The organism is Paraburkholderia sp. GAS41 (assembly GCF_050436545.1).
GTDB lineage: Bacteria > Pseudomonadota > Gammaproteobacteria > Burkholderiales > Burkholderiaceae > Paraburkholderia.
Genome location: NZ_JBNDMK010000035.1, coordinates 24,908 through 46,486 on the forward strand (window position 1 = coordinate 24,908; position 21,579 = coordinate 46,486).

Sequence of the window (21,579 nt, forward strand, 5' to 3'; positions counted from 1 at the left end):
GGCATGCTACGCTTTGCGCGTTTTCATGCCGAAAAAACATGCAATGGCTACCGAAACGTCAGACCGCGCCACCAGCCCCGGTGCCGAGATGCGCACCGGCGACGACACCGTCTTGCCGGGCTCGCGCAAGCGCCTGCCTCGTGGCAGCCGCGAGATGCGCATCAACTCGCGTATGGTCGTCGCGCACGGCATACCGGTTCACTTCTGGCAGGACATTTACCACCGCGCATTGACGGTCAAGTGGCCGGTGTTCTTCGTCTCGCTGGCCATGATGTTCCTGCTGCTCAACGCAACGTTCGCCTCGCTCTACATGCTCGGCACGGCGTCGATTGCGAACCAGTTTCCCACTGGCTTCGGCGGTGCGTTTTTCTTTAGCGTCGAAACGCTCGCCACGGTCGGCTACGGCGACATGCATCCGCAGACGATCTACGCGCACTGGATCGCCACCCTCGAAATCTTCGTCGGCATGTCAGGCATTGCTCTCGCGACCGGCCTGATCTTCGCGCGCTTTTCGCGGCCCCGCGCCAAGATCATGTTTGCCCGCTACGCGGTGGTCCGGCCGCTCGACGGCCACATGACGCTGATGGCGCGCGCCGCCAACGCGCGCCAGAATGTGATTGCCGAAGCGCGCGCCAAAATGCGCATGATGCGCCTCGAAACAACCGTCGAAGGCTACACACTGCGCAAACTCTACGACCTGACGCTCGTGCGCGAACAGCATCCCATCTTCCTGTTCGGCTGGACCCTGATGCACGTGATCGACGAGACCAGCCCGCTGTTCGGCGAAACGCCGGAGTCGATGAAAGCGCGCGACGCTTCCTTGCTCATTTCCATCGAAGGCGCCGACGAAGAAACCTCGCAGACCATGCAGGATCGTCACGAGTGGGAAGCGAAGAATATTCTCTGGGGGCACAAATACGTCGACGTGATGCGCGAAGTGGATGGCATCAGCCATATCGACTACTCGCATTTCGACGACGTCGAGGTGCTCGAACCGTTGACCAAGCCCTTCCGGCCGGCCGAGGTCGACCCGCATGCGGTACCCGGCACCTGAGCTGGGGTTGTCCCGCACCCCGGCAGATCTATCTCAAATCAATGCGAATTCGCGGAGTACTTCACTCCCGTGAGCCAACAAACCGCTAAACCAGCAAAAATATTCTCTGATCGGCGTTAAAAAATAGAGTCTCTTTCGACGCGAGGCCTTCGTGGTCCCCATCCACTTCGCGCGAACGCATAAAAACGGAGACTCACCATGACCGCTCGCCTGCCCATCGACGGCACGCCCGCCCTCGCCGATTACAAGCTGTCCGATAACCTCACCGCGACGCGCGGCCGCATTTTTCTCACCGGCACGCAGGCGCTGGTGCGTCTCGCGCTGATGCAACGCGCCGTCGACCAGGCACGCGGCATGAACACCGCCGGCTTCATCAGCGGCTATCGCGGCTCGCCGCTCGGCATGGTCGACCAGCAATTGTGGAAGGCGAAGAAACTGCTCGCAGCGAGTGAAATCCGCTTCCTGCCGGCGATCAACGAAGAACTTGGCGGCACCGCCGTGCTCGGCACGCAGCGGGTCGAATCGGACCCGGAGCGCACCGTCGAAGGTGTGTTTGCGATGTGGTACGGCAAGGGCCCCGGCGTCGATCGCGCGGGCGATGCGCTCAAGCACGGCAACGCCTACGGTTCGTCGCAGCATGGCGGTGTGCTCGTGGTGGCGGGCGACGATCACGGCTGCGTGTCGTCGTCGATGCCGCATCAAAGCGACTTTGCGATGATGGGCTGGCATATGCCGGTGGTGAACCCGTCGAACGTCGCCGACATGCTGGAATTCGGCCTGTACGGCTGGGCGCTGTCGCGCTTCTCGGGCGCGTGGGTCGGCTACAAGGCGATTTCCGAAACGGTCGAATCCGGTTCGACCGTCGACCTCGACGCGCTGCAAACACAGTGGAGCGTCCCGCAAGATTTCGTGCTGCCAGCAGGTGGTCTGCATAACCGCTGGCCCGATCTGCCAAGCCTCACCATCGAAGCGCGGCTCGCCGCCAAACTCGACGCCGCGCGCCAATTTGCGCGCAGCAACAGCATCGACAAATGGATCGCGCCGAGCCCGCATGCGAATGTCGGCATCATCACCTGCGGCAAGGCGCATCTGGATCTGATGGAAGCGCTGCGCCGGCTCGACCTCACCGTCGCCGATCTCGACGCGGCAGGCGTGCGGATCTACAAGGTCGGGCTGTCGTTCCCGCTGGAGATGTCGCGCATCGACCGGTTCGTCGAGGGCCTCGCGGAAGTACTGGTGATCGAGGAAAAAGGCCCGGTCATCGAACAGCAGATCAAGGACTACCTGTACAACCGGCGCGACGGCGCGCGTCCTGTCGTGGTCGGCAAGAACGCCGAGGACGGTTCGCTGCTGTTGTCGTCGCTCGGCGAACTGCGGCCCTCGCGCATCCTGCCGGTGTTCGCGAACTGGCTCGCGCGGCACAAGCCCGCGCTCGACCGCCGTGAGCGCGTGGTCGATCTGGTGGCGCCGCAAATCCTTTCGAACGCCGCGGATGCGGTCAAGCGCACGCCGTATTTCTGTTCTGGCTGCCCGCACAACACGTCGACGAAAGTTCCGGACGGTTCGATCGCGCAAGCCGGGATTGGCTGCCACTTCATGGCTTCGTGGATGGAGCGCGACACGACCGGACTGATCCAGATGGGCGGCGAAGGCGTGGACTGGGCTTCGCATTCGATGTTTACGAAAACCCGGCACGTTTTCCAGAATCTCGGCGACGGCACCTACTTCCATTCCGGCATTCTGGCGATCCGCCAGGCGGTCGCGGCGAAAGCCACCATCACCTATAAGATTCTCTATAACGACGCGGTGGCGATGACCGGCGGCCAGCCGGTCGACGGCAGCATCTCGGTGCCGCAGATTGCCCGTCAGGTGGAAGCCGAAGGCGTCTCGCGCTTCGTGGTGGTCAGCGACGAGCCCGAGAAATACGACGGCCATCATGGGCTGTTTCCGCAAGGCACCACGTTCCACCATCGCAGCGAACTCGATGCGGTGCAGCGCGTGCTGCGCGATATCGACGGCGTCACCGTCCTGATCTACGACCAGACCTGCGCGGCCGAGAAGCGTCGCCGCAGGAAGAAAGGGGAATTCCCCGACCCGGACAAGCGCCTCTTCATCAACGAAGAGGTCTGCGAGGGATGCGGCGATTGCGGCGTGCAGTCGAACTGCCTGTCGGTTGAACCGGTCGAGACGGCGCTGGGCCGCAAACGCCGTATCGATCAGTCGTCGTGCAACAAGGATTATTCCTGCGTGAACGGTTTTTGCCCGAGCTTCGTGACTATCGAAGGCGGCAAGCTCAAGAAAGCCGCCGGCGCGGCATTCGATGCCGCTGCGCTGGCCGCCCGCGTGGATGGTCTGCCCGTGCCGTCCACGCGACTCGATGCCGCGCCGTACGACATTCTGGTCACAGGCGTCGGCGGCACAGGCGTCGTGACGGTGGGCGCGCTGATCAGCATGGCCGCGCATCTGGAGGGCAAGAGCGCTTCGGTGCTCGACTTCATGGGCTTTGCGCAGAAGGGCGGCTCGGTGTTGTCGTTCGTGCGCTTCGCCGCGCGCGACGAATGGCTCAACCAGGTGCGCATCGACACGCAGCAGGCCGATGTGCTGCTTGCCTGCGACATGGTGGTCGGCGCGAGTTCCGATGCGCTGCAAACGGTGCGCCATGGCCGTACGCGGATCGTCGTGAATACGCATGCGATTCCGAATGCGACTTTTGTGCAGAACCCGGACGCGAACCTGCATGCCAACGCGCTGATCGACAAGATGCGTCACGCGGCAGGCGATGAACGCATGTCGAGTTGCGACGCCCAGGCACTGGCGACACGCTTTCTCGGCGATACGATCGGCGCCAATATTCTGATGCTCGGTTTTGCCTGGCAACTCGGCCTCGTGCCGGTGTCGTTCGCCGCGATGATGCGGGCGATCGAACTGAACAATGTCGCCGTGCAGATGAACCAGTTGGCGTTTTCGGTGGGCCGTCTTGCAGCGGCTGATCCTGCGGCGCTCGACGCTCTGTGGCAGGAGCGCCATGCGGGGCAGCGACCCGCGCGGATCGATACGTTGGATGAACTGATCGCGCATCGTGAAGCACGCCTTGCGGTGTATGGCGGCGAGTCTTATGTGAAGCGTTATCGTGCACTGGTCGATGCGGCGCGCCGCGCGGCAACGGGTAGCGGCGACGCGGCCGCCAGTGAACGTGTGGCGCGCGCTGTGGCGACGACGTTCTATCGCCTGCTGGCGGCGAAGGACGAATATGAAGTCGCGCGTCTGCATACGGATAGCGCTTTCCGCGCCTCGCTCGAAGCCCAATTCGAAGGGGTGGCCGGCAAGGACTTCGGCGTAAAATTCAATCTCGCGCCGCCCACGTTGTCACGTCCGAAGCAGGGTGCGACGCCGGTGAAGAAGACCTTCGGTCAGTGGCTGTGGCCGGTACTCGGCGTCATAGCGAAATTCCGCACATTACGCGGCACCCTACTCGATCCGTTTGGCCGCACGCTCGAGCGCCGCATGGAACGCGCCCTCGCCGACGACTACGAAGTCACCATGCAGAACGCGTTCGCGAAGCTCGACGCGCTGAACGTCGAGGAGATTGCCAAACTGGCGGATCTGCATGCGCGTGTGCGTGGCTATGGGCATGTGAAGCTGGCGAATCTGGCCGGGGTGAAGCGCAGCGAACGTGAGCTGGCCGCGCGTCTGCAGATCGAAGCGGCGACGAGTGCCGCGGTCAGGCAGGCGCTGGATGAAGCGAAGGGCGTGGGGACCTTGCGCGGGATCCCGGTGGTTGTGGCGAAGTGAGTGTGTGACGGTGGGCGCCGCTGCGAAGGGGTTGGTTCGTGGCGGCGTTTCGGCATCAGTCATCCAAGTAGCGCTCTCACCCTCGCCACCCTCACCGGATCGACCGGCGCGAGTCCATTCCCGCCCGTCCGCACACCGGAGCCGAAGTGCACGGCCTTCACCTGGGTAGCCTGAACGAACCCGGCCACGGCATCGACCGTCAAACCCGCGCCCGCCAGTACGGTGCAGTGCGAACCCGCCGCCTGCTGCACCAGCGCGCGAATCGTCGCTTCAGCCTGCAACACGGATGGCTTGCCGCCTGAGGTCAGCACGTTCGTGACGGCCTCGAACCCCAGCAATACATCGAGCGCGTCGCGCAGATCGCGGGTTTCATCGAAGGCGCGATGAAACGTAATCGCGAGACCATCCGCAGCGTCGATGGCGCGCGCCAGACCTTCGCGGTCGATTGCACCGTCCGGCGTCAACATGCCGATTACCACCCCATGCGCGCCCGCCGCCGCAACCGCGCGCACGTCCCGCAGCATCACGGCGTAATCGTCCGGATCGAATACGAAGGAGCGGCTATGCGGCCGCACGATGACGTTCACCGGAATCGCCACCGCCGCCACTACCGCCTCGATCAACCCAACGCTGGGCGTCAGGCCGCCCTCGCCCATAGCGGTAATCAATTCGAGCCGGTTGGCTCCCGCCTGCGCGGCGAGGCGCGCATCGGCAACCGTGGTGGCGATGACTTCCAGCAAAACGTGAGATTCAGACATGGCGGCTGAGCGTCGTTAAAAACGACATCATCGCTCAGGAAAGCACCCAGTCGTGCCAGGGATTGCTGGCGCCCGCGGGAAATCTCGCGCGCGACGCCCGCTTGGCTTCTGCTCAGAACCGCTCTTCATCCACCCAGTCGATATCGCCGCACAGCACGCACGTCTGGGTGCCGACATGCGTCACCACCGACAGCGTGACGCACGGCAGCGCCTCGTTGATCGACAGATACGGCCGCGTCACATGCACCCGCTCCGGCGCATTGATCGCCGCGCGAAAATACGGTCGACGCAACCAGTTCGCGCCCTGCGCATCGGCCAGCGGCAGGAAGCGCGTCTCGTGCGCCGCACGATCGGCGCGCAGCACCACGTTGCGGCCGGCCTGACGGCCCTTTGCATCCAGCAGGAAGCAGCGCGCCGCGTGATCGAGCGCGAGGAAATTCCAGCACACTTCATCGAGCGGCTCGCCGGCGGCAAGCCGCTCGGCCGCCCGTTCGAAAGCGCGGATATACGGCGCGAGCCGGCTCGCATTGCGCCGCTCGCGCGCTTCGGCCTGATCGCGATAACGCTCCGTGACTTCGCTGATGCAAGTCAAGGCTTGCGCGCTGTCCGCCGCCCCCGGATTCGGCCGGCCGAAGAAAAAGCCCTGCACGAAATCGGCGTCGCAGGCGAGCGCCATCTGCGCCTCATGTTCGGTCTCCACGCCTTCGATCAGCACCAGCTTGCCCGCTTCGTGCAACAGCGCGACCAGGCCCGGCAGGATCGTCGCCATGTCGGCGCGATGCGCGGCATGCGAGAGCATGATGCGGTCGAGCTTGACGATGTCCGGGTTCAGTTGCCAGATCCGCTCGACATTCGAATGCCCCGCGCCAAAATCATCGAGCGCAATCAGAAAGCCGAGTTCGCGAAACTTGCGCACGGCATCCGCGAGACGCTCCAGATCTTCCGCGCGCTGTTCCAGCACTTCGAGCACGATGCGCCGCGGCGACAGACCGAGCCGCCGCAGATTCGCGAGCAGCGCGGCGGCGTGATACGGATCGGTCAACGCCCCCGGATGGACGTTCAAAAACAGCCACTCCTTCTCGGCGCCGAGCACGTTGAAGTTTTCCAGATGCAGCGCCTGGGCCAGCAGGTCTACCTGCAGCACGTCACCGAGCCGCGCGGCCTGGCCGAATACGTCGAGCGGCGATACCGGCCGGTCGAGCGCATCGTGAGCCCGCAGCAAACCCTCGTACCCGACCGCGCGCATATGCGACAAGCTGAAGATCGGCTGAAACACGCTCGTCAGCTCCCACTCGCCATGCCGTACCGAATACCGCTGCAGCCCCGAAGACACACTGACCTCGAAGCCGTGCGGTGCGGCGGCGGTTCTCTCCTGTTGCGCAATCGTCATGCATTCCTCTCACGCGAGATCGGAGCCGGTCTATCGCGAAGGCGAATACCCTCGGTGCCGGTTCTCAAAATGTGCGTCATCGCTACCCCTTAAGCAAGCTCCGTGCGCACGCAGCCGCACATTTCGACGAAGTTTGCATGCAAGGCTGCACCGACAAAAGCGGCCTGCGTCGTGTCCGGGCGCACGACGCACCTCATCGGTGCACGCCGCCCGGGTGATCGCCCACCGTGACTCAACGCTCACCGCTCGTCGCACGTCACGCTCCGCCAGGTTGAAAGCTCAAGTTAAACTTCGACTCATCCCTGACGGGTCCACCGAGCCGCGCACGAATACCGGTGGACAAAAACACGCCCTATCTCAGCAAACGAGCCCGATGGAAATTGTTTTCACCGTTCTGATCCTGCTGCTCGCGGTCGCCGTCTCCGGTGTCGGCGTTCGCGTGCTGCCTTTCAAGCTGCCGCTGCCGCTCGTGCAGATCGTCGTCGGGGCGCTGCTCGCGTGGCCAAGGCTCGGTCTGCACGTCACCTTCAATTCGGAAATCTTCATGATGCTCTTCATTCCGCCGTTATTGTTCGCGGATGGATGGCGTATTCCGAAACGCGAGTTCTTCATGGCGCGCCGCGCCATCCTGCTGCTCGCGCTGGGGCTGGTGTTCATGACGGTGCTGGCAGTCGGCTACTTCGTGCATGCGCTGGTGCCGGCGATCTCCCTGCCAGTCGCCTTTGCGCTGGCCGCCGTGCTGTCGCCGACCGACGCGGTCGCGCTGAGCGGCATCGCCGGCAAGAACCGGATTCCAGCCAACCTGATGCACATCCTCGAAGGCGAGGCGTTGATGAACGACGCGTCTGGTCTCGTCGCGCTGAAGTTTGCGATTGCCGCCGCGTTGACCGGCGTGTTCTCGCTACGCGATGCGTCGATCAGCTTCGTGATCATCGCTTTGGGCGGCCTCGCGACCGGTGCCGCGGTGAGCTGGCTGTTCGGCTACGCGTCCGCGCATTTCCTGAACCTCAACGAGGAAGGCGACCCCGCGCCGGGTGTCGTGATGACCCTGCTGATCCCGTTTGCGGCCTACCTGTTCGCGGAGCATTTCGGCTGGTCGGGGATCCTCGCCGCCGTGGCCGCCGGGATGATGATGAACTACACCATGATCGCGAACGCCCCACCCGTGTCGGCACGCGTACGCTCCAACAACACGTGGTCGATGATCGAGTTCGTCTTCAACGGCATGGTGTTCATCCTGCTCGGGCTGCAATTTCCGCATATTCTCGGCCGGGCGCTGATCGACGCGCACGAGACCGGCGACGAGCAGGTCGTGCGGCTCATCAGCTACATCTCGGCGGTGGCGCTCGCGCTGTATGCGCTGCGCTTCGTCTGGGTATGGCTGCTGCGCTGGTACGCGAGCCGCGGGGCAGCCGCACAGGGCTTGAGCAGCGCGGTGCCCGGCCTGCGGACCGTCACGGTCACGACCATCGCCGGGGTGCGTGGCGCGGTCACGATGGCGGGCGTGCTGTCGCTGCCGGAAGTTTTACCCAACGGCGTTCCGCTGCCAGGCCGGGATCTCGCGATCTTCATCGCCACGGGCGTGATTCTGGTCTCGCTGCTGGTGGCGGTGATCGGCTTGCCGCTTCTGCTGAGCGGCTGGCGGCGCGGACGCGATCCGCACGCCGCCGAGGAACGGCTCGCCCGCAAGTTCGCGGCGCAAGCGGCGATCCGCGCTATCGACGATCTGCATGAAACCGCGAGCGCCGATCTCGATGAATCGTCCTTCGCGTATTCCGCGGATGTGGCGGCACGGGTGATGGATATTTACCGCCGGCGCCTCGCCACCCTCGGTGACGCGAGCAAGGCGCCGAGCGAGCAGGCGCGGCGCGCGGAGGCGCTGGAGTTTCAGATGAAGCTGACCGCGATGCGTGCCGAACGCGCCGTGCTGCTCGCGCTGCGCAATGAGCAGAAGATCAACGACGTGACGCTCAACAAGCTGATGCGCGAGGTGGATCTCTCGGAGACCGCGTTGATTACACGCGGCGTGGCGCGTGCCTGAAGCTCGGCGTGCGCCTGTGCGCGACTCGCTGCACGGCAACACGGTTAGCTGCCAGCCAGGGCTACAGACTGGCAGCGCATGGCGCCCGCCGTTTTCCCGGTAGTACGCTCAGACCGCCGGCTGCTGGGCCGGCTTGCGGCGCAACAACGCGTACAGGATGATCGAGCCGAACGTAGCGGTGCCGATTCCGCCGAGCCCAAAGCCGCCCAGCTTCAGCGAAAAATCGCCTGCGCCGAGCACGAGCGTGACGGCGGCGACGATCAGATTGCGGTTATCGGAGAAGTCCACCTTGTTGACGACCCAGATACGCGCGCCGGTCACCGCGATCAGCCCGAACACCACGATCGACACGCCGCCCAGCACCGGTCCGGGAATCGTCTGGATCACCGCGCCGAACTTCGGCGAGAAGCCGAGCACCAGCGCGATCAAGGCGGCGATCACGAATACCAGCGTCGAATAGATTTTCGTCACCGCCATCACGCCGATGTTTTCCGCGTATGTCGTGACGCCGGTGCCGCCCGAGAAGCCCGAGACAATGGTGGCCAAACCGTCGCCAATGAAGGCACGGCCCACGTAGCGATCGAGGTTCTGGCCGGTCATCGCGCTCACCGCCTTGATATGGCCGAGATTTTCCGCCACGAGGATCACGGCAACCGGCGCAAGCAACGCCATCGCCTGCGCGTTGAAGACCGGTGCGGTGAAGTGCGGCATGCCGAACCACGCAGCATTCGCGACGATCGAGAAGTCGATGGGCTTACCCATGCCGAGACCGTTCGTGACGATGGCGTAGATCACGTAAGCGATAACGAGGCCCACCAGAATCAGCAAACGCTGCAGCATGCCGCGCGCAAACACCGCCACGCCGGCGACGCACAGGACGGTGACGAGCGCCATCCACGAGTCGAAGTTGCTGCCGCTCACGCCCTTTACGGCGATCGGCGCGAGGTTGAGGCCGATCACGCAGACGATCGCGCCGGTCACGAGCGGCGGCATCAGTGTTTCGATCCATTTCGTGCCGACCGCCGTGACGATCAGGCCGATGATCGCGTACACCACGCCACACGCGACGATCCCGCCTAACGCCACGGGAATGTTCAGATTGGGACCGTGTCCCGCGTAGCCGGTCACGGCAATCACGAGGCCGATGAACGAAAAGCTCGAACCGAGATAGCTCGGCACGCGGCCGCCCACCACCACGAAGAACAGCAGCGTGCCGATCCCCGACATGAAAATGCACAGGTTCGGATCGAAGCCCATCAGCAGCGGCGCGAGCACGGTCGAGCCGAACATGGCGACGACGTGCTGGATGCCCATCGCCAACATCTGCGGCCAGGCGAGCCGCTCGTCGGTATTGACGACGCGGCCCTCGGCGGGGCTCGGCTGCGTGCGCCAGCGTGGGAAATAGGAATCGGCCATGACGGGGGGTCTCCTCTATCGGCGTGGTTTGCGTCCGGCGCGGACGACGCTGTCGCGGCGTCGCTACTTAGCCAGAGCGGCGGTGAAAGCCGGCACTCTGCTCGACGCCTTGTTCGACGCTTGGTTTAAATTACGCGCGAGTGTACGGAGAGCGCCTGGCCCTGACAAGCGGCGTCATGGAAGCGCTGCGGCAAGCACGGGCCGCTTGCCCCTGCAGCGCCTAGATGGCGAACACCGCGACCGCCGTCTTCAGTTCGCGCGCCTGGTCCGCCATTGAAGCCGCCGCAGCCGCGGCCTGCTCCACCAGCGCAGCATTCTGCTGGGTGACCTCGTCCATCTGCGCGATCGCGCGGTTCACTTGTTCGATGCCCGTGCTCTGTTCGTGCGATGCAGCAGAGATTTCACCCATGATGTCGGTGACGCGCTTCACGGCCCGGGTGACTTCGGCCATCGTCTGTCCAGCTCGCTCGGCAAGCGCCGCGCCGCTGCCGACCCGGGCCGTCGAATTTTCGATCAGTTCCTTGATCTCTCTGGCCGACAACGCGCTTCGCTGCGCGAGCGAGCGCACCTCGCCCGCCACCACCGCGAAGCCGCGACCTTGTTCGCCAGCGCGAGCGGCTTCGACGGCTGCGTTGAGCGCCAGAATATTGGTCTGGAAGGCGATGCCTTCAATCACGGCAATGATGTCGGTCATGCGCCTCGAACCGGCCGCCAGTTCGCGCATGGTCTCGGCCACATCGTCCACGAGGGCGCTACCGCGCACCGCCACCTCCGACGCGCCATGCGCGACGCCGCTCGCCTGCTGCGCGTTGTCGGCGTTCTGCCGCACGGTCGCGGTCAACTGCTCCATGCTCGAGGCGGTTTCTTCGAGCGACGCCGCCTGCTCTTCCGTACGCTGCGACAGATCGGTATTGCCTTGGGCAATTTCACCGGAGGCGAGCAGGATCGACTCGCTCGACGTGCTGATTCCCGCGACGATTCCCGCCAGCCGTTCGCGCATATTGCGCAAGGCGAACAGCAGACTGCCGGTATCCCCGGCGCGCGTGTCGACCTGCACGCTCAGGTCGCCAGCCGCGATATGGTTGGCGATCTGCGCGGCGTAGCCTGGTTCGCCGCCGAGTTGCCGCGCGAGTCGCCGCGCAATCAGCCACGCGAGCAGCATGCCGGCCACGAGCGCCCCCAGCACGAGCGACGCCAGCACGATGCGCATCTGCCGGTAGCTGGCTGCGGCCTGCGCTTGCGCGTCGCTCGCCTGCTGCCGGCGATAGTCGATCACCTGCACGATCCGGTCGCGCAACGCCTCGCTCGAGGCAATCGCGCGCCGCACCAATTCCTTGTTGTCGACGCCCGCTGGAATCGGCTCTCCGCCGATCTGCTGATGCACGATGTCTTCCCACACTGCCGAACTACGCAGCACATCGTCGAACAACGCCTCGCCCTGGCGGGTGGATAGCGTGGCGCGATAGCGATCATAGGCGTCGTGCAGGCTCTTGAGCGAGGCGACGATGTTGGCGTCGAGTCGCTGACGGCCCGCCTCGTCTTCCGCGTAACCGAGATTGGCCGCGGCGAGGTCCGCATCGATCTTGTTGCGGTTCGCTTCTTCCATCCAGTACAGACCGTCCATGTGGCGGCTGCTGATCTCGTTGGTCAGATCATGCATCGACGCCAGCGTCATCAGACCGGTGGCGCCTAGTACCGCGCAAAAACCGATCACGATCGCGAATGCCCACAACAGACTTTGCAACACCGTCATGCGTTCGAACCACTTCATATCCCCATCCCCTCCATTGACGGACCGTCGCGCCGATGCGGCGTCGACCGTGCGCGCGAGCGCGCGTCCAGTCCATTTACGGCTGTTCGGTCCGCGACTTGACGGGCTGATGATGGGAATAAACGGCACAGGATGTTGCAGGGCTCATCGCGTCGCGCTGAGCCTTGTGGGGATTGGGATTTGTCTGATTTATCCAGGCGTGCTGGCTAGCTAAACTGACTTTGCTGCGTGACCCCATGAATTGCGCATGCGATGTTGTAACTCTCCGACTTTCCGCTCACGCTCCCCGCGTGAGCGGTTTTTTTTCGTCCGTTAATTTTTCGATGGCGCGACCGATTGATTCGCTGTTTGCTGCGATTCGCTGCTGCGACTTGCGCGTTGCAGTGCTTTCTGGTCGCGCTGCTGCCGTTGGCTGCCTTGCTAACCTTAGCTACGCTTAGCTGCCCGGCTGCGTCACCATCCCCGGACTATCCTCGCGCACCGCGACCGGGTAACAAAGGACGCTATTGCGGCCCGCATCCTTGGCCTCGTAGAGCGCGGTATCGGCAGCGTTGACGAACGCGCGGTAGGTCGCGAAGCGATGGCTGGCCGTACTGGCAATGCCGATGCTGATGGTCAGCACGTGATGTGCGCTGGCCACGTGGCGCATCTCCAGTGCCTGCACGGCGGCGCGAATCTGCTCGGCGATCTGCGCCGCGCCGCTGCTGTCCGTGTCGGGCAGCAGCACGGCGAATTCCTCCCCGCCATAGCGCGCGGCCACGTCGCTGGGCCGCCGCACGTTGTCGTCGATGCAGCGTGCCACCGCCACCAGCGCATCGTCGCCGGCCGAGTGACCGTAGAGATCGTTGAAGCCCTTGAAGTTGTCGACGTCGATCAGCAGCATCGACAACGGCCGCCCGCTACGTTGCATCAGAAGCCACGCCTGGTCTGCCTGCTCCTCGAACCTGCGGCGGTTGTTCAGCCCAGTGAGCCCGTCCGTGCGCGCCAGCTCGCGTAGCGCCTGTTCCACCACGAGACGGCGCCTGAGCTGCTGCGAAAACAGCAAGGCTAGCGCGATGATCGCCACGTCGAGCGCACCGATCAGGCTGCCGATAACCCATGCCCGGTGCCGCCAGCCGGCGTAGATGTCGCGCGTCGAAATCGCGACGTCGAGCAGCAACGGAAAGCGCCCGATATGGCGAAATGCGTACCAGCGTTCCACGCCGTCGATTGCGGCGGTACCGAAGAAATCGCCGTTGTCCTGCAGCATGAAGCGCGTGAAGTTGGCCGTGCCGGTCAGATTGATGCCGATGATTTTCGGGTCGTAAGGACGGCGCATCAGCACCGTGCCGTCCGCCAGCATCAGCGCCATCGAACCACTATTGCCGAGGTTCATGCCGGCAAAGAGCCGCTGGAAATAGGTGAGCCGCAGCGTGCCGACCACGACGCCGGCGAAACTGCCGTCCGGGTGCGAGATGCGCCGGCTCAGCGCGATGCTCATGCCGGCGTTGGGCTTGCGCGACATATAAGGCCGGCTGACATACAGCCCGACGTCGGGTGAATTGCGATGAACCTGAAAGTAGTCGCGATCCGACGAGTTGATGTGCCGTGGGGTGGCCGACACGGAATCGAGGATCGCGTTGCCTGATGCATCCAGCACCAGCATCGAACCCATATCCTGAGCACTCGCGGCGCCGTCGAAAAATAGTAATTGACGGATCGTGGGCGGCAACTCCATCACGCCCGGCTGTTTGAGACCCGCGATAACCGCGAGTAGCGACAGATCGTAGAGCTCGAGATTGCGCGCGACATCGCGCTCGACCAGCAGCGCCACATTGCCGGCCGAGTCCTGGGCCCGCCGCAGTGCGTCCTCGCGCATTTGCGCCAGCACCCAGAGGGCGATCGCGAGGATCGCGCCCGCGAGCACGAGGCTGATCACAATTACGGCATTCGGTCGGCGCGTCACCATGTGTCTGGGTATGTCGAGCATGCGCGTTCGCCAACGCGCGTTATGGGGAACTGCAATCGCGGCCAGGTTAGAAGGCGCAGCGCCGGTCAGTGCGCGCACGCCTCGGCACGCGGGATTCTGGATGCGGTAGCGTAACAGACGCCGGAAGCGCGATCCATATCGGCCGAGAGCGTTTTGCGAACCGGGATTTTCGATCCCTGTCGGGTATATCGGCCAAATTCGTGGTTTGCTTGAGCGCCAGCAGCCACACCTGTATTGACCGATTAAGCTGACGAATAGTTGCAGCGCGCCCGTGAGCGGGCCGTGCGGCGAGGCATGCCTGACGACTGCAGTCGTTCAGGTGTCCGTAAGAAAAGCCGCGTCAGCAAACGTTATGCTGACGAGCGGCTTTCACACGCACGAATCGCGATTACAACCAGGTGATGGATGAGTCAAGCGAGGAGCGGTGGGTGGTCGTCTTTAATTGGACGTATTGGACGCGACCGGCACGACGGGCGAAGCAAAATCCGTCGAGAGACTGACCTCACGCCATGCGGCGGCACTGGCTTGGCGGGCCTTCTCGGCTTCGCCGAAATAGTGCAGCGCATCGCTGCCGAGCAGCAGATGTTCCGGCGGTTGCTCGTGATACGCGAGCTTTCGCACGACCTGCGCCACCTTTGCCGGATCACCGGTTTCGTTGCCCACGTACTGGCCGAGCAGCGTGACAATGGCCCCGACGGACGGAGCGTAATCCTCCAGCAGTTCGGGCAGTGCGCTACCGGCTTCGTTGGCCCAGTCTGTTTTCATGCTGCCCGGTTCGAGCGCCGTGACCTTGATGCCGAACGGCGCCACTTCCTTGCTCAGCACTTCCGTGAAGCCCCCAACCGCCCATTTGGCCGATTGATAGGCGCTGAACCCCGGCATGCCGATGCGCCCACCCACTGACGATATCTGGATGATGTGGCCACTGCGTTGTTTGCGCATGGTGGGCAACGCCGCACGGGTGACGTTCACCACGCCATAGAAGTTGGTATCGATCTGCGCGCGGAAATCGTTCTCGCGGGTCTGCTCGAACGGCGCGAGATGGCCGAAGCCCGCGTTGTTGACCAACACATCGAGCCGCCCGAAGGCTTCGAGCGTCGCCTGCACGGCGGCCTGCGCGGCGGCAGCATCCGTGACGTCCAATGCGACCGCGCGGACCTGCTCGCCGTATTGCTCGACGAGATCCGCGAGATCACGCGGATTGCGCGCCGTCGCGACGACCTGCTCCCCGACTGCCAGCGCCGCTTCGACAATCTTGCGCCCTAGTCCACGCGCACTACCCGTCACCAGCCAGACTTTTGCCATGATGCACTCCCTCAAGTTTAAATGAGCATGTAATCACTCATTAACCGCATAAAAAAACGTCACCGTTTGGCGACGACTGCATTCCAGAACGCCTCGAACCCGGCATCACGGTACCGTTCCGCGTGGGCAGGCTCGCGTTCGATGAATTCCATCGTGGTCTCCGCCAACGCCCCCATGATGGCAACGACAAAAGCCGGCGGATGATCGCGCAGCACACCGCTGGCGATACTCGTTTGCATCATCTCGTTGACGTCGGCGAATGCCTGCATGCCTGCTGCCCGGGTTGGGCCGCTCAGACGCTCGGAAACGGCCAGTTGCGCGACGGCCCGGCGCTTGTGCGGGAAGGCGACGCCCCAGTCCACGTACTTCTGCCATACGTACCGCACCCGGACCTGAATGCTCGCGGCTTTTGGGTACGACGCCATCATCACTTCCCGCATGTCCGATTTGATGTCGAGATACAACTCGTTCAGCAAAGCGTCTTTGCTTTCGAAATACGTAAAGAGCGTGCCTTCCGCCACGCCGGCGACCTTCGCGATTCGTGCCGTCGGCGCACCGAGCCCCTGCTCGGCGATCACCTCAGTGGCCGCGGCAAGGATGGCGTTACGTTTGTCTTCGCTTTTCGGACGAGCCATGCGTGTTTGCGATCGAAAGCATTAATGAGTGAATGCTCAATCATAAACGCGACGCAACGCTTCTTCAAGAAATAGTTTTCCGCGGTGCTCGGAACCGTTTTCGCAAGCGGTTCGTGGTAACCGAATTGACGATCAATTTGAAAGACATTCGAAATACGGTGATTGGCCGCTATGTTTGCTACTCATTATTTAGGTATGCATCATAAAAAGTGCCGCACCACATTCCCCTCAAAAGAGCTTGTAGCGCGCACGATCAGAATCGAGTTTGACCCCTGTTTCACGCACCCGGTGCATGTTTTGCACCGTCACAGCCTCATTGTTCAGACGTTACAGCTGGTTACGTCTTTTCTGCAGACCTAAGAAAATCCGTCCGGTAGGATTCACTTCGCAAAATACAAACCGCTTCCCAAATCGGTAAGTTCAGGACTGCGGCCGCCTGTACATCGAGGTTGAGACTCACCTCTTTTGCGGCCCGGCACCGGACTATTCGCGCAACGCTCCCGGCAGGGCCAACTGGATCGCCGCCGTCACTCGCGGCGAGATCCACCCTGAGTACCGATGCCTTCCAGGCATCCGTACCACGCGCCCAGCGTCCGGCACATGCGCTCTGAACTGCCGCGATATCTGCGGGCAGCGACAGCTCGAGGCTGCGGCTTCGGCAGCACCTGCCTGATGACAACCCCCATATCGAGTTCACCGCGGCGCACCTGGTGCAAGACGTCGCAGAACCGGTATTTTTACTTTGCGCCTCATTGATGAAATTCCAATCGTTATTGCTCTCTTCACTGCTATTGGCCCTGGCCGGATGCGGCGGCGGTGGCGGATCCGGCAGCGCGTCCAGCGCCACGACCGCCGACAACGGCAAGGGCTCAAGCGGCTCCAGTGGCACCAGTGCCACGCTGGCCGCCAACGCAAGCGCCGGCGAAGCCATGTCCTGCAAGTCCCCCGCCACTTCGAGTGCAGCCGCGGGCAGCCCGCTGATTTCCGCCGATACGCCGAGCGCCGATTCGACACGCATGTTCGCCTCGGGCAGCACCTTCCAGCTCGCATTCGTCACCAATGCGCCCACCGCGGACAAGGTGAACTGGGCCGTCAGCGATCAGCTCGGTAACGTGGCGGCTAGCGGCAGCTTCCGGGTCGCGAGCGGTCCCGTCACCTCGACGCTCAGTTGCACGTCCACGCTCGCCGGCTATTTTGCAGCCTCTGCGACGCTGGCAGCGAATGGCGGCCAGTTGCCGACGCTGGGCACCCGACCCACCGGTATCGCGACATTCGGCGTGCTGCCGAACCTCGCCAGCGCCGTGCCGGCCGTGACCTATGCACATCAGGACGAGCATCGCTTCGGTATGCAGGGCGAAAACGACAACGGTCCCGTGCTGGCCGACCTCGGCATTTCGTCGACGATCGACGCCCGCGAGATGTCGACCATGGAGCCGAATGGCCCGAACACCTTCAACCCGGCAGCGAACAACCTCGACCCGTTCTATACCTCGGGTCAGGTCATGCGCCTGATTCGCCTCGACGGGATTCCGGCGTGGGCCAGCCCGACCGGCGCGTTCGAGGAAGATACCAATCCGCCGACCAGTCTTTCGTACTACCAGGACTACATGAGTCGCGTGGGCACGGAATCCAATACGATTCGCACTACGTATTTCCCGAATCAGTTGAATAACTACTACCAGGTGACGTGGGAGCCGAACGAGTTCTGGAACGATACCGACGCCAATTTCGTCGCGATGTATCAGTCGGTGTATCAAGGCATTCACTCGACCGACCCGCATGCGGTCGTGATGGGACCGACCGACGCTTTCCCGGAACTCACCACCACCCGCCTGCAGCGCATCGCGTCGCTGGGCTTCGGCAGCTATGTCGACGCTATTTCGACGCACGGTTACTACGATGCGGGCACCTCGCCTTCGCATCCGCCTGAACGTCTCGTCAACGATCCGACCAATGCTTCCAGCGCGTTGCCGAACGAGCTTCGCGCGCTACGCTCGGAAATGGCGACGGACTACAAGCCGGGCATGAAGCTGTTCCAGACCGAAGTGGGCATCAGCTATGACCTGGGCAGCTCGTATGGTCCGAACTACCCGACCTCCAACGTGCTGTTCGCGCAAGCGGCGGTCGTGGCGCGGACCCACATCATCATGCTGGGCGAAGGCGTCGATCAGGACTACGTGTTTTACGGCGCGGATTATCCGGGCGAAATCGGCTACGGGACGTTCTTCGATCTGGCCGATGCGCAAGGCGCCTTCGGCGCCACCAACATCAGCCCCAAGCCGGCCGCGATGGCAGTGAGCGCGCTCACGCACGTTCTGGATGGCACCAATACGCTGGGTCCGGTTAACGGCACGCCTTCGGGGGTTTATGCCTACTCGTTCCAGCAACTCGGTAACGGCTCAGTGATCACGGCGCTGTGGACGCACAACAATAACGTGTGGAGTGCCAGCGCGGGGTTCAGCTCGACGTATAGCGTGCCTTATAGCCTCGCCGTGGATGCGCCGGGCACGAGCGGCACCGTGAAGGTCATCGACATGATGGGCAACCCGTTGACGAAGAACTACAGCAACGGCACGCTCTCCCTCAATCTGACCGAAGCGCCGGTGTATGTCGTGTCGAACAACGCGACCGTCGCCAAGGCGAACGTGACCACGCCGACCGGGTACGTGGGGAACTGAGCGTGATCCGCGCCGTCGCGTCAGCCGTGCGGATCTGGTAGCTGGCGCGATGCGCGGGAAAGTAGCGTCGCGTGCCCGGACGAGTTGTCCGGCGCGTCGCCCACGATGAGGCCGAACTCGACCGGCACCCGCACATAGAAAACATGCACGCCTTCGGCGCGCACGATATCGAGCAGCCTCTGAGACTCCTCTTCGGTGACGGCGAGGATGATCTGCAGCGGCTGGTCGGTGAGCTTGAGCACGTGCGCCGCGTGATGCGCGCCGGCATGACCGATACCTTCCGCGCAATTGATCACGGTTGCGCCGCAGATGTTCAGTTCGCGAATCTGCTGCAGTAGCCACTCGCACACCGTGCGATGCCCGTGTCTGCGGTTTTTCTCCGTATAGAACGTCAGTTGATAGCCGTTCATTGCGGCCTCCCTACCTCGTGTCAACGCGCCGTCTGGCTGGGCTAGCTGGCGTGCATCGACCGCGTACGGCGTGCGTGGCTCGGCGCCGCTCTGACGTCTCTGCGCGCGTGCTCGATGGCTTCGATAAGGACACCTGCAATTTCGCCGATGCGGTCGCGCGTGATGCGAATTTCGACCCATTCGGGCATCGGCGCGCGTCCATAGGGCTGAAATGCGAAGGCGCGGCCCGCGTGAACCAGCGCGGCCGCGCGCTCGGCGGGGAGATTGATGCCAATGCCGCTGCCGTAGACGCAGAACGCCATATGCGCGCCGACGAAGGCCGCCGGGCACCCAAACATCGCCCCTTTATGGACAGACGTGTCGATGTCCCGCACCTGGGCAAACGCCACGTCGAACAAACCCTGATCATGCAAAAGCCGTGGGACGTCCTTCATGATTGTTCTCCTGAAGCCGAATCGTCCATTCCAAGCAAGTCGTATTCGACGGGACAGCGCGTGTAGAACAGTCGCACTCCCCCGCGCCGCAACTGACCGAGCAGCGTGTCGATACGCGACTCATCCGACACCACCATCACCACGACCGGTTGGTCGACCAGTTCGAAAAAACGCGCGGCGTGGTACTTACCTTGCACGTCGATGCTCTCGCTGACTTCGATCACCGTCGCGCCCCCGATGCCGGCCAGCGTCGCCTGATCCAGAAGCCATTCCACGACCGTCTTGTGTGCCTTGCGATGGCTGGGATTGTCCGCAAACACGGTCAGCTGACTGCCTTTCACGAGACCTCCGCGCTAAAACCTACGCGGGAGCAACAGTCGTGCCGCGCGATGAAACACCCGCACGTAGATCCTTAACTAAGGATAGGAAATTGTTCGACGCCATGAGCGAGATTCGGCAAGCCTGACCGTTTGCCGCGCGCCGGTCAACCTGACGTGCAACGCTTACCGTCCGGTAGTCCTGACCATAAAAAAGCCCTGTTTTAAGCACTCGGCGACATCGGGAAGCGAATGGTGGTGCCCTCATTCACGTTGTATTTTGACCGGCGGGAACATATTCATTCAAAGCACGTCAGGGAATATATCTACGTAAGAATAACGAGAGCGATCCATGGACGACTTCCTGACACGACTCCTGCATTTCCAGCCTTCATTGATGGTGACGGTGGTTTATGACGTCCTCCACATGGTTGTCGCAGCCCTGATCCTCGCGGTGGGCTGGTGGCTTTCGAATCGCATCGGCACGCTGTTCGCGAAGGCGTTTGCACATACCCATGCCGATCCCACGCTTGCCCCGATGCTCAAGGCAATGGGCACGTGGGCGGTGCGTGTGGTGGCATTTATCGCCGCGCTGAGCGAGGTGGGCATCGCCACCGCTAGCGTGCTGGCGGTGCTGGGCGCAGCCGGCCTCGCAATCGGATTGGCACTGCAGGGCACGCTGCAGAACATCGCGGCGGGCATCATGCTGCTGATGCTGCGGCCGTTTCGCACCGGCGACGTGATCGAAGGCAGCGGCGCCGCTGCGGGTATCGTGCGGGAGGTGGGACTCTTTACCACGCGCATCGAACGCAGCGACGGCAATGCAGTGTTCGTGCCAAATAGCCTGATCTGGAGCAATCCAGTGATCAACTACAGCAGCGGCGGCACGCAGCGTATTGAAGTGGATGTCGAACTCGCGCAACGCAAGGACGTGGACGCGGCGATTGGCGAGTTGAAGAAACTGGTGGCGGACGAGCCGCGCGTGTTGAGTGGCACGACCTTGGCACCAGTGGTCACGGTGGCCAGCTATCCGAAATCCGGCGGCGCGAAACTGAGGATTGCGGCGTGGGTGCGCAGCCCGGACGCGCCGCTTGCGAGTGATGATTTGCGCAGTCATGCGAAGGCGGCGTTGACTGAGGCGGGCTGTCCGGTGGCGGCGGGGTGAAAGCGGGTTGATTTTGGCGCTTTACGCGGGTGGTTTGTGTGGATGAGGTTCTTTTTATGTAACCTTGCGAAAATATCTGTCAAGCTTATAAATGCTTGTTTTTCGTAGCACGCTTATTTTTCTGTGTACCAATGTTGACCGTTGATACGGGGATGCCAACCTGCCCGTGCGTCTGCGCCAGGTTGGCTCCGCTTTAGCCCGTCGGTCGGTTGTCCATAGCTCGCCACCGTGCTCTCGCCAAGTGGTCTACCCCATTTGTCTGCCCAATTTCTGCAGCGCTGATATAGCGCCGCGTGAGGCCGCGCTGCTTCCGTAAGTTCTATTCGAAGCGGCGCAGGTCATGCGTGTTCATCCCTCCTATCAATAAATCGCATGCGATCAAATCTTTCGCGCTTGACATTCGTTTGATCTCCCTGCATTATTCGACGCATTCGATTACATCGC

16 protein-coding genes are annotated in these 21,579 nt (G+C 62.9%); 5 read left to right on the forward strand and 11 right to left on the reverse strand.

The annotated features are described in order from the left end of the window. Positions 1-43 precede the first annotated feature (43 nt). Together P3T43_RS32370 and P3T43_RS32375 are read left to right on the forward strand one after the other, a co-directional pair. Complete coding sequence (locus P3T43_RS32370; RefSeq protein ID WP_429285076.1) at positions 44-1,054, forward strand: ion channel; 1,011 nt, start codon at positions 44-46, stop codon at positions 1,052-1,054. Between the two features lie 198 nt (positions 1,055-1,252). Continuing rightward, a complete protein-coding gene (locus P3T43_RS32375; protein ID WP_429285077.1) occupies positions 1,253-4,846 on the forward strand; it encodes an indolepyruvate ferredoxin oxidoreductase family protein in 3,594 nt (1,197 codons plus the stop codon). A 59-nt stretch (positions 4,847-4,905) separates the two neighbouring features. On the opposite strand, the gene P3T43_RS32380 is transcribed toward P3T43_RS32375, so the two are convergent. Then, positions 4,906-5,604 carry a copper homeostasis protein CutC gene (locus P3T43_RS32380; RefSeq protein ID WP_429285078.1) on the reverse strand — a complete coding sequence of 233 codons (699 nt, stop codon included), beginning with the start codon at positions 5,602-5,604 and terminating at the stop codon, positions 4,906-4,908. Between the two features lie 112 nt (positions 5,605-5,716). Next, a complete protein-coding gene (locus P3T43_RS32385) occupies positions 5,717-6,994 on the reverse strand; it encodes a sensor domain-containing phosphodiesterase (RefSeq protein ID WP_429285079.1) in 1,278 nt (425 codons plus the stop codon). 373 nt (positions 6,995-7,367) lie between these two features. On the opposite strand from P3T43_RS32385, the gene P3T43_RS32390 reads away from it, so the two are divergent. Next, positions 7,368-9,035 carry a Na+/H+ antiporter gene (locus tag P3T43_RS32390; protein WP_429285080.1) on the forward strand — a complete coding sequence of 556 codons (1,668 nt, stop codon included), beginning with the start codon at positions 7,368-7,370 and terminating at the stop codon, positions 9,033-9,035. Between the two features lie 108 nt (positions 9,036-9,143). Here the strand turns inward: P3T43_RS32390 and P3T43_RS32395 are convergent, their stop codons facing one another. From P3T43_RS32395 to P3T43_RS32420, 6 genes are all read right to left on the reverse strand, one after another. After that, complete coding sequence (locus tag P3T43_RS32395) at positions 9,144-10,451, reverse strand: solute carrier family 23 protein (protein WP_429285081.1); 1,308 nt, start codon at positions 10,449-10,451, stop codon at positions 9,144-9,146. Between the two features lie 220 nt (positions 10,452-10,671). Further along, positions 10,672-12,222 carry a methyl-accepting chemotaxis protein gene (locus P3T43_RS32400; protein ID WP_429285082.1) on the reverse strand — a complete coding sequence of 517 codons (1,551 nt, stop codon included), beginning with the start codon at positions 12,220-12,222 and terminating at the stop codon, positions 10,672-10,674. Between the two features lie 436 nt (positions 12,223-12,658). Further along, complete coding sequence (locus P3T43_RS32405; protein ID WP_429285098.1) at positions 12,659-14,170, reverse strand: sensor domain-containing diguanylate cyclase; 1,512 nt, start codon at positions 14,168-14,170, stop codon at positions 12,659-12,661. Between the two features lie 459 nt (positions 14,171-14,629). After that, positions 14,630-15,496, reverse strand: a complete 867-nt coding sequence (locus tag P3T43_RS32410; RefSeq protein ID WP_429285083.1) for an oxidoreductase — start codon at positions 15,494-15,496, stop codon at positions 14,630-14,632. Between the two features lie 59 nt (positions 15,497-15,555). Beyond that, complete coding sequence (locus P3T43_RS32415; protein ID WP_429285084.1) at positions 15,556-16,131, reverse strand: TetR/AcrR family transcriptional regulator; 576 nt, start codon at positions 16,129-16,131, stop codon at positions 15,556-15,558. Between the two features lie 337 nt (positions 16,132-16,468). Beyond that, positions 16,469-17,149 (reverse strand): hypothetical protein, encoded by a 681-nt coding sequence (locus P3T43_RS32420; protein ID WP_429285085.1) that lies wholly within the window; start codon positions 17,147-17,149, stop codon positions 16,469-16,471. On the opposite strand from P3T43_RS32420, the gene P3T43_RS32425 reads away from it, so the two are divergent. Further along, positions 17,148-18,809, forward strand: a complete 1,662-nt coding sequence (locus P3T43_RS32425; protein WP_429285086.1) for a hypothetical protein — start codon at positions 17,148-17,150, stop codon at positions 18,807-18,809. The two genes, P3T43_RS32420 and P3T43_RS32425, sit on opposite strands and share 2 nt — an antisense overlap. 20 nt (positions 18,810-18,829) lie before the next feature. On the opposite strand, the gene P3T43_RS32430 is transcribed toward P3T43_RS32425, so the two are convergent. From P3T43_RS32430 to P3T43_RS32440, 3 genes are read right to left on the reverse strand one after another with little or no spacing between them, the layout of a single operon-like run. Beyond that, the gene (locus P3T43_RS32430) at positions 18,830-19,219 is read right to left on the reverse strand and encodes a DUF190 domain-containing protein (protein ID WP_429285087.1); all 390 of its coding nucleotides are present in this window, start codon (positions 19,217-19,219) and stop codon (positions 18,830-18,832) included. A 41-nt stretch (positions 19,220-19,260) separates the two neighbouring features. Next, positions 19,261-19,653 (reverse strand): hypothetical protein, encoded by a 393-nt coding sequence (locus P3T43_RS32435; protein ID WP_429285088.1) that lies wholly within the window; start codon positions 19,651-19,653, stop codon positions 19,261-19,263. Further along, a complete protein-coding gene (locus P3T43_RS32440) occupies positions 19,650-19,994 on the reverse strand; it encodes a DUF190 domain-containing protein (protein WP_429285089.1) in 345 nt (114 codons plus the stop codon). Before P3T43_RS32440 ends, P3T43_RS32435 begins: the two co-directional genes overlap by 4 nt. A 328-nt stretch (positions 19,995-20,322) precedes the next feature. On the opposite strand from P3T43_RS32440, the gene P3T43_RS32445 reads away from it, so the two are divergent. Beyond that, the gene (locus P3T43_RS32445) at positions 20,323-21,135 is read left to right on the forward strand and encodes a mechanosensitive ion channel family protein (RefSeq protein WP_429285090.1); all 813 of its coding nucleotides are present in this window, start codon (positions 20,323-20,325) and stop codon (positions 21,133-21,135) included. Positions 21,136-21,579 lie beyond the last annotated feature (444 nt).